The 8,063-nt window shown below is 65.4% G+C and carries 8 protein-coding genes; 7 read left to right on the top strand and 1 reads right to left on the bottom strand.

From position 1 onward, the window contains the following. Positions 1-911 (bottom strand): Gfo/Idh/MocA family oxidoreductase (locus tag AAGI46_13775; GenBank protein ID MEM1013274.1); only part of this gene is annotated, 911 nt, incomplete at its 3' end. 67 nt (positions 912-978) lie between these two features. Between AAGI46_13775 and AAGI46_13770 the strand changes: the two genes are divergently transcribed. From AAGI46_13770 to AAGI46_13740, 7 genes are all read left to right on the top strand, one after another. Then, complete coding sequence (locus tag AAGI46_13770) at positions 979-2,412, top strand: family 10 glycosylhydrolase (GenBank protein ID MEM1013273.1); 1,434 nt, start codon at positions 979-981, stop codon at positions 2,410-2,412. Then, a complete protein-coding gene (locus AAGI46_13765; protein MEM1013272.1) occupies positions 2,409-3,548 on the top strand; it encodes a family 10 glycosylhydrolase in 1,140 nt (379 codons plus the stop codon). Before AAGI46_13770 ends, AAGI46_13765 begins: the two co-directional genes overlap by 4 nt. A gap of 23 nt (positions 3,549-3,571) precedes the next feature. Beyond that, a complete protein-coding gene (locus tag AAGI46_13760) occupies positions 3,572-4,690 on the top strand; it encodes a hypothetical protein (protein ID MEM1013271.1) in 1,119 nt (372 codons plus the stop codon). Between the two features lie 75 nt (positions 4,691-4,765). Continuing rightward, positions 4,766-5,038, top strand: coding sequence for a type B 50S ribosomal protein L31 (locus tag AAGI46_13755; GenBank protein MEM1013270.1), 273 nt, complete (start codon positions 4,766-4,768; stop codon positions 5,036-5,038). 103 nt (positions 5,039-5,141) lie between these two features. After that, complete coding sequence (locus tag AAGI46_13750; GenBank protein ID MEM1013269.1) at positions 5,142-5,765, top strand: DUF1579 domain-containing protein; 624 nt, start codon at positions 5,142-5,144, stop codon at positions 5,763-5,765. 156 nt (positions 5,766-5,921) lie between these two features. Next, complete coding sequence (locus AAGI46_13745) at positions 5,922-7,223, top strand: PEP-CTERM sorting domain-containing protein (protein MEM1013268.1); 1,302 nt, start codon at positions 5,922-5,924, stop codon at positions 7,221-7,223. Between the two features lie 176 nt (positions 7,224-7,399). Continuing rightward, the gene (locus tag AAGI46_13740; protein MEM1013267.1) at positions 7,400-8,002 is read left to right on the top strand and encodes a fasciclin domain-containing protein; all 603 of its coding nucleotides are present in this window, start codon (positions 7,400-7,402) and stop codon (positions 8,000-8,002) included. Positions 8,003-8,063 lie beyond the last annotated feature (61 nt).

Genomic DNA, 8,063 nt, shown 5'->3' with positions numbered 1-8,063 from the left:
GCGAGCGGCGACTCGCCCTGGCATCGCCGGGCGAAGGCCTCGAGTTGGCGGACGAAGCGAACATCGTGCGTCTCGATCCAAAGGTCCTCGGCCGGGCCGAACTCCTCGGCACTGGGCTGGAACCTCAGGGTCTCGGGCTGCATGTAGTCGTACGAGAGCAAGCCTTTCGAGCCCACGACGCTGACGACGAAGCGCTCGGGCTCCTGCCAGCCGGACTGCAAAACGCCCGCGATGCCGCCCGATCCGCCGAGGAGGACGGTCGCGTTGCTGTCGCCACGACCGTCCCATTCGAAGTGGAGCCGGCTGCCGATGACGCGACTGCCGGCCTCGTGTTCGCCGGTGACGAAGCGGAAGAGGTCGATCGAGTGGCAGCCGGTGTCGAGGAAGCTGCCGCCGCCGCTGGTGGCTGGGTCGCTCATCCAGCCCGTCTGCATGCCGGGATGCCAGCAGGCGAAGGTGTTTTCGAACCGAATCGGCGTGCCGAGGTCGCCTGCGAGGAGACGTCGCCGCATCTCGACGATGGCGGGCGTGAACCGGTGGCAGTAGCCGACGAAGCAGCGATCGCCCGCGTCGTGCTCTTCGACGATCTTTAACAACGCCTCGGCCTCGGCATGGGAGCGTGCGACGGGTTTTTCCGTCAAAACGCCCAAACCGGCCGCCAGGGCGGGCTCGATCACCTCGGCCCGGACGCTGGGCGGCGTGCAGAGGACGATGGCGTCTGGCTTGTGCTCGCTGGCAAGGAGCGATTCGAGCGTGGGATAGACAGGCAACAAACCCGCAGCCGGGGCGTCTTCACGGACGTCGACGGCGGCCGTCACCTTCACGACGCCCTCGGAGGCGTTGGCGGCTTGACGGTGTGCACGGGCGATTCCCCCGGCCCCGATGAGTGCGACGTTGTACGCTGCGTGCATAATGGTTATATAAGACGTGACCGATCCCGCCGCTTTGCGGCCCGATTCCGCTCCCGGAGGACCTGTGTTGTACCCGAGAACCAGCCTGATCGCGCTCCTCGCCGCCGGCAGCGTCGCTGCGGCCCAGCCGACGCCCGAAGTCCGGGCGACTTGGCTCACCACGACTTCGAGCAACGCCCTCGATGCCAATCAGATTCCGACGACGATGTCGCGTCTCAAGGACGCCGGCCTGAACACGGTCTACGTCGAGGCCTGGAAAAACGGCTACACCAACTTCCGCTCGCCCACGCTCGACAACCTGCTCGGCAGTCCCGGGGCTGGCCTGAACCCGTTCAACGGCGTCGGTGACATCCTCCAACGCACCTCGGCCGCGGCGCGGGAAGAGCAGCTGGTTCACGTCGCGTGGATGGAGTACGGCCTGGCCGCACAGTTCGGTTTTCCGTCCAACCCGCTGGCCACCCACGCCCGCGACAACGGCTGGCTGCTCACCGACAAAAACGGCGGATTCACCAACAGCAGCAACAGCTTCACGTGGATGAACCCGCTCGTCCCCGAGGTCCGCGAGCTGCTGACCGGCATGGCGATCGATGCGGTGCGCATCTACGGACTCGACGGCATCCAGTTCGACGATCGCCTCGCCTGGCCTGTCGAGTTCGGCTACGACGGCGTGACGCGCGACGCGTACTTGGCCGAGACCGGGCGCAACCTGCCGAGCAATCCGCGGGACGCGCACTTCGTCAGCTGGCGTGCGGAGAAGATCACCGAGTTCGCACAGGAGATGGTCGCCGATATTCGCGCGGCCGAGCCGGACGTGTTCGTCTCTGCCTCGCCGTCGGTCTTCCCGTTCAGCGTGAACAACTTCGCTGCCGACTGGAGCGAGTGGGCAGATCTGGAGCTGTTCGACGAGTACATGCCGCAGGTTTACCGCGACAACTTCGGCAGCTTCGCTTTCGAGTGGCCCAAGCAGCTAAACGCCGCGGGCGACGACGCGGACATCACCGGAGCCGGTCTGCGGATCAAGGGCAGCGGGCCCGACACGCCTTGGGCGGACATCCTGCAAAAGCTTCAGCGGCTCGACCAGGACGACGCGTACGGCCACAGCTTCTGGTACTCCAACGGCCTGCTTGATCCGGGCGGCTACCTCGACCTCGTCGCCGACTACTACGACGTCGACACCGTCGGCCGGGCCCTGCACCCGCTGACCGCACCGGGCCGGGCGGCCGATGCGAATCGCGACGATCGCGTCAACCTTGAAGACTTTGGCATCCTGCGTGCCAACTTCGGCCGGAACGACGCGCTCGTCGGTTTCCGCGACGGTGACTTCAACGCGGACGGCGTCGTCGACCTGGGTGACTTCGGCATCCTGCGAACCGAGTTCGGCTTCGGCGGGCAGAGCACCGCGCTGCTCGACGCCTGGCTGCTCACCGTCATTCCCGAACCCGCCTCGGCCGGCCTTGTCGGCATTGCCGGGCTCGCCCTGCTCCTGAGGAACCGCTCATGAACCTGATCTGTCTTCTCGCCGCGACGCTGCTGACTGCCGGCATCGCCTCGGCCGACCATCACGAGGAAGTCCGCGGTACTTGGATGACCACGACGGCGAACACCGCAATCGCCTCACCCGAGAACACCGCCGCGTCCATGGCTCGGCTCAAGGAGCTGGGCCTGAACACCGTGTACGTCGAGTGCTGGAAGAACGGCTACACCGAGTGGCCCAGCCCAACGATGAAGGCGCTGGTCGGCGTGGAGATGAAGATCAACAACGCCCCGGCCGAGCTGCAGCGTGACTTGCTGGCCGAGACGATTCGCGAAGCCCACGCCAACGACCTCAAGTTCATCGCCTGGCTCGAGTACGGCTTCATGGCCGCGTTCAAGGACACGGACAACGAACTTCGACGTGTCGCCGGGGAGAAGGGATGGCTCACGGAGACTAAGGACGGCGAGCTCGTCGGCGAGCAGAACCCGTTCGTCTGGATGAACCCGCTCCATCCTGGCCCGCAGCAGCTGCTGATCGACCTGACGCTCGAAGTCCTCGACAACTACGACGTCGACGGCGTTCAGCTCGACGATCGCATCGCGATGCCCGTGGAGATGGGCTACGACGACTACACCAAGCAGCTCTACGCCAGCGAGCACGACGGGGCCATGCCGCCGGACGACCCGCGCGACCCGGCCTGGGTGCAGTGGCGTGCGGACAAGGTCACCGAGTACGCCAAGCGGTATGCGGCGACGATCCGGGCCAAGCACCCGGACGTCATCATCAGCGTCAGCCCCGCGCCGTGGCCTTGGTCGCTCGACAACTACGCCTGCGACTGGCCCAAGTGGACGCACTGGGAGACCGACGACGGCAAGCCGCTGTGGGACGAGTTCCTGCCGCAGTGCTATCGCATGGACGGCCCGGCCACGATTCGCAGCGTCGACGAACAGATCGACGCCATGACCCGCGTCGGTGACGGCGACCTCTCGACGCTCATCCCCGGCATCCGCCTGGTCGGTGAAGGCCCGGACATGCCGGACGAGGACCTCGTCAAGGTCATCGAGCACATTCGCGCCAACGACCTCGGCGGCCACGTCCACTGGTTCAGCCGTGGTGTGCTCGAGGTGATGCCCGACACCGTGCATCGCATCAACGAGGAGTAACGGCGTCGTCCTACGTTCTGCCCGTGCAGTCGACGGACCAGGCGGTCGCCCTTCCCGATCCCGAGCCAATGTTCACGCGTCCGGCCCACCCGGACGCCCACCATCGCGTGACGGCCCCGGGCGGTTACGAGTGGTGGTACGTCGATGCTGAGTCGCACGACGGGCGGACGCATGTCGTGGCGATCCTGTTCGACGGCTACGTCTTCCATCCGGCCTACTTGCGGGCCGACGCGCGGTTCCGTCGCCAGCCGACGAAGGTCCGCCCCGCCATCGCGGCCGACTTCCCATGCGCGTACTGCGTCGTCTACCGCGACGGCAGCATCCACCGTCAGTTTCTGACGCAAGTCCGGCCCAAGGACTTCGAGGCCGCGACAAACCGACTGCACGTCCGCGTCGGTGACTGCACGCTGTCGGGCGATGGCGACCAACTCCGCTTGGCGGTGTCCGGCACGCCCTGGAAGCTCACGGCACAGGGTCCGAAGCTAATCGAAGACGAGACACTGTCGGTCGATCTCCAGTTGCAGGTAGCCGCGGGCTTACAGCCCGCGGTTGGAACGTCGAACGAACCGTCTGATCGCGAACGCATCTTCCTGTCGCGTGCCATGACCGGAGAGCACCACGGCTGGATTCCCGCCGCCCCGCGTTGCGCGGTCGAGGGAACGGTTGCGGGCGAGCCATTTCAGGGCCGGGCGTATCACGACCACAACTACGGCACCGGCCCGCTCGGCCCGGGCTTGCGACGCTGGGTCTGGGGTCGGGTTTTCACCGACGACAGGCTCGTCAGCTTCCACCTTGCGGAGCCGGCCGATCGAGCGTTGCCGGCCGAGCGGCATGCGTTCGAAGCGACCGATGCCGGCTTTTCGGACGTTCCCGCGGACGAACTCGCAGCCGACTGGTCTCGACGGAGCAAGACGGGACTGCCCTTTCCACGCACGATTCGGCTCGGCGATCGGCTGCAGCTGTCCGAGCCAAAGGTGATCGACGACTCGCCCTTCTACCTTCGCGTCGCCTACGACGCCGTGGTCGACGGTAACGAGCGCGTGCGCGCCTTGTGCGAGGTCGGCCATCCGCATCGGCTCCGCTGGCCGGTGCTGGGACGGATGATCGAGATGAGCATCGACAAGCGTCGACTTCAGGGCTGACGCTCCCTAGCCTGCAGGCCCGGAATCCGAGGCGACGTGGGTCGCTTCGAACCCGCACCGCAAGGAGTTTGTCCCGTGAAGAAGAGCACGCACCCCGTTTACCGCCCCGTCGTTTTCCAGGACAGTGGTGCCGACGTCCGCTTCCTGACGCGATCGACGGTGCCGAGCAACCAGACGATCGAGTTCGAAGGCAAGGAGTATCCGCTGGTCAAGGTCGACATCTCGTCGGCCTCGCACCCGTTCTTCACCGGCAAGCAGACCTTCGTCGACACCGCCGGCCGCGTCGATCGCTTCCAGAAGAAGTTCGGCGGCAAGAAGCTGTTCGAGAAGCGCAAGCCAAAGGCCTGAGGGCGCTCGCGGCGTTTGTGCCCGTCTCGCCCTGGCCGCGACTCGCGGCCGGGGGTTTCTGTTGCGCTTGAAAGGCAGCGACCAGTTTGCGACGATCTGCCGCATGAAGCTGCTACACCTCCTCGCCGCCACGTTGCTCGTCGCCTCGCCCGCTCTGGCCGATTCGGCGGTCGAGAAGGGCAAAAAGATCTCGGAGTCGATCCGCGACACGATGATGAAGCCCGGCGCGATGGACGCCTGGATGAAGACCACGCAGCCAGGGCTGCCTCACGAGTTCCTGAACGACGCATTCGTCGGCGAGTGGACCACCACGTCGCAGGTCTTCATGGACCAGTCCGGCGAGCCGATGGTCAGCGAAGGCAAGGCCACGGTGAAGCCCATCATGGGTGGCAAGTTCATCGAAGAGTACTTCGAAGGCGCGATGATGGGCCAGCCGTTCAGCGGCCGGTCGACCGTCGGCTACGACAACGTCCGCAAGCTGTTCGTCTCGTCCTGGGTCGACTCGATGTCGACCGGCATCACGCAGATGTACGGCTCGATCAGCCTCGACGGCACCATGATGACCTTCGTCGGCGAGATGTTCGAACCCATGAGCGGCGAGATGGGCAAGGCGTACAAGCTCACCATCACGCTCGACTCCCCTGACCAGCACACCGCCCGCATGTATGAGGTTGTTTACGGCGAGCCGTTCATGGTTATGGAGATCGTTTACAAGCGGGCGGAATAGCAGTCACCGTCGGCATGTCCCGAGAGCGGCTCACGCAGCGTCTGTCGATTTCGCTTCAAATCGACGCTCGTTGTCGTTAGGTTCGGGTGCCAGCCCGGTGGGCTGGCTGACCTGAGAGAGATTATGTCCAAGAGAATCGCAATCGCCGTAGCGGCTATGACCGCTGTTCCTGCTTCTGCCCAGATCACGACCCTGTTCACCGGCCAGGCCGGCTTGCCGACGAGCCAAGTGCCGGGCGCTCCAGGGCAGGTCTTCAACGATTCGGCCACCAGCCGGACGGTCTTCGATCGGCCGTATGTCAGCCCGGACGGAACTTTCGTCGGGTTCAAGGGTGACCTGGAGGCGTCGCCGTTCTTCGACGACGCGATCGTGGTCTTTCCGCTGGCCAATCCGTCGGCCGGCGTGTCGTTCGTCGAGAGCACACCGGTGCCCGGCGCCGGCGGATCCGGCTTGCTGAGCAACGCCTTCGACCGGCGCGTGAGCGTCCGCAACGACGGGGCCTTTGCCTTCGTCACCAACAGCCGTGTCAACGGCGGGTTGCCGAGCCAGGGTGACAACCTTGTCACCTACGACCCGACCACGATGAGCTTCACGACCGCACTCGCACCGGGCTCAAGCTTCGGTGGCGAGACGATCGCCGCCGACACGAGCATCGGTTCGCCGTACATCTCGTCGACTGGCGGAATCGGGGCGCAGGTCGTCCTCGACACGACCGGCGAGGCCGTTGTCTTCGAGTCGACCGTCTTCGCCAGTGAAGGCCAGCAACCCACCGGTGCGCCAGCCCCGACGAGTGTCTTCGCAAGCCAGACGACTTATTTCAGCAACGACGGGCAGGGCTATCTCACACAGGCCGTCAGCTTTCCGCCCAGCAACACCATCGAGACGACCGTCCTCGACGGCAACACGGTGATCAACGGGGGCGCGACGTTGCCCGGCAGCAGCTTTTTGAGCCCGGTCAGTGACACCTCGCCGGCCGACAACGGTGCGGGCATGAACGAGGCCGGCGTGTGGTGGGCCCGAGGCTCCAACCAGGATGGCACCGAGTGGGCCGTCGTGGACGGCGCACTTGTTGCCGTCGAGGGCGACAGTGCTTTTGGCACCTCCGAGACGTGGGTCGAAATCAACGGCGTCGCTGCCGACTCGTTAGGCAACTACATCGTGATGGGCGAGACCTCTACCGACGACGACGTCCTGGTCTACAACGGCAGCCTCCTGCTCGCCCGTTCTGGCGATGCCATCGACCTGCCGGGCTACGCCCTTCGCGACGGTGGATTGTTCGACTTCGAACCCAATGACATCGCCTTGAGCGATACCGGCACGGCGATCTTCGTGGCTCGCTTGACGCAGAACGGCAGCAACGCCGGCGCTGCCCTGCTCTCGGTCGCCATCCCTGAACCGACCACAGGCCTCGCCCTCGCCGGTACCGCAGGTCTCCTCCTGCGTCGACGCCGCAGCTAGACCCGAGGCGGTGCGACTTGGGTCGCACTGTCTGATCCGAAAACCAGACTCCCGCAGCGACCTCAAAAATCGCTGCGGGATTTTTCTGCGTCCACTTCCGCATCCGTCGCGATCTTCCGGTGTTCGGCAAGACAACGTGTCAGCCAACAAACCACTCACTCCCGCCGGAGATCGTCATGTCCCACCTCCTCCCCATCAGCCTTGCTTCCGCCGCCATCGCCGCCCTTGCTGGCACCGCCAACGCCGGTGGTTGCGGTTACGGCAACACGGCCTCGAACAGCAACAACTCGGTCTTCATCTCGCATCACGAGGAAGAGCGTCCGAGCATCTTCGAGCTGGCTCTGACCACGGAGTCGCCGTCGCTTAAGACGCTCGCCACGCTGGTCGCGGCCGCCGACCTGGACGCTGCCCTGTCGAGCGGTGAGTTCACCGTCTTTGCCCCGACCGATGAGGCCTTCGGCAAGTTGCCCGACGGCACCGTCAGCACGCTTCTCGGCGAAGACGGTCGTCCGACGCTCAAGACCATCCTGACCTACCACGTCGTCGCAGGCACGATCACGTCCGACGCGATCCCGGCCGGAACGACGAAGGTCAAGACGCTCGCGGGCAAGACGCTCGAAGTCACCCGTCACGGCAGCGACATCCGCATCAACGGCAACAAGGTCATCGCGGCCGACGTCGCGGCTACCAACGGTGTCGTCCACGTGATCGGTGGCGTGTTGTTGCCGAACTTAGTCCGCACCGCGACTCGGCCAGGTGCCAAGGATTGCTGCTCCTGACGCATGACGCAGACCGCCGCACCAGAACTTGCTCCTTCGCCGTCGCCGGTGTTGCCCCGCG

The organism is Planctomycetota bacterium, from assembly GCA_038746835.1.
In the GTDB taxonomy this organism is placed as follows: Bacteria; Planctomycetota; Phycisphaerae; order Tepidisphaerales; family Tepidisphaeraceae; genus JBCDKH01.
Note: the sequence above shows the minus strand (reverse complement) of the source record. Positions and strands in the feature narration are given on the sequence as shown.

Excerpts from the sequence above, each read along its gene's own strand:
- AAGI46_13765 (MEM1013272.1), top strand. The coding sequence starts at position 2,409 with ATGAACCTGATCTGTCTTCTCGCCGCGACGCTGCTGACTGCCGGCATC.
- AAGI46_13750 (MEM1013269.1), top strand. The coding sequence starts at position 5,142 with ATGAAGCTGCTACACCTCCTCGCCGCCACGTTGCTCGTCGCCTCGCCC.
- AAGI46_13745 (MEM1013268.1), top strand. The coding sequence starts at position 5,922 with ATGACCGCTGTTCCTGCTTCTGCCCAGATCACGACCCTGTTCACCGGC.
- AAGI46_13740 (MEM1013267.1), top strand. The coding sequence starts at position 7,400 with ATGTCCCACCTCCTCCCCATCAGCCTTGCTTCCGCCGCCATCGCCGCC.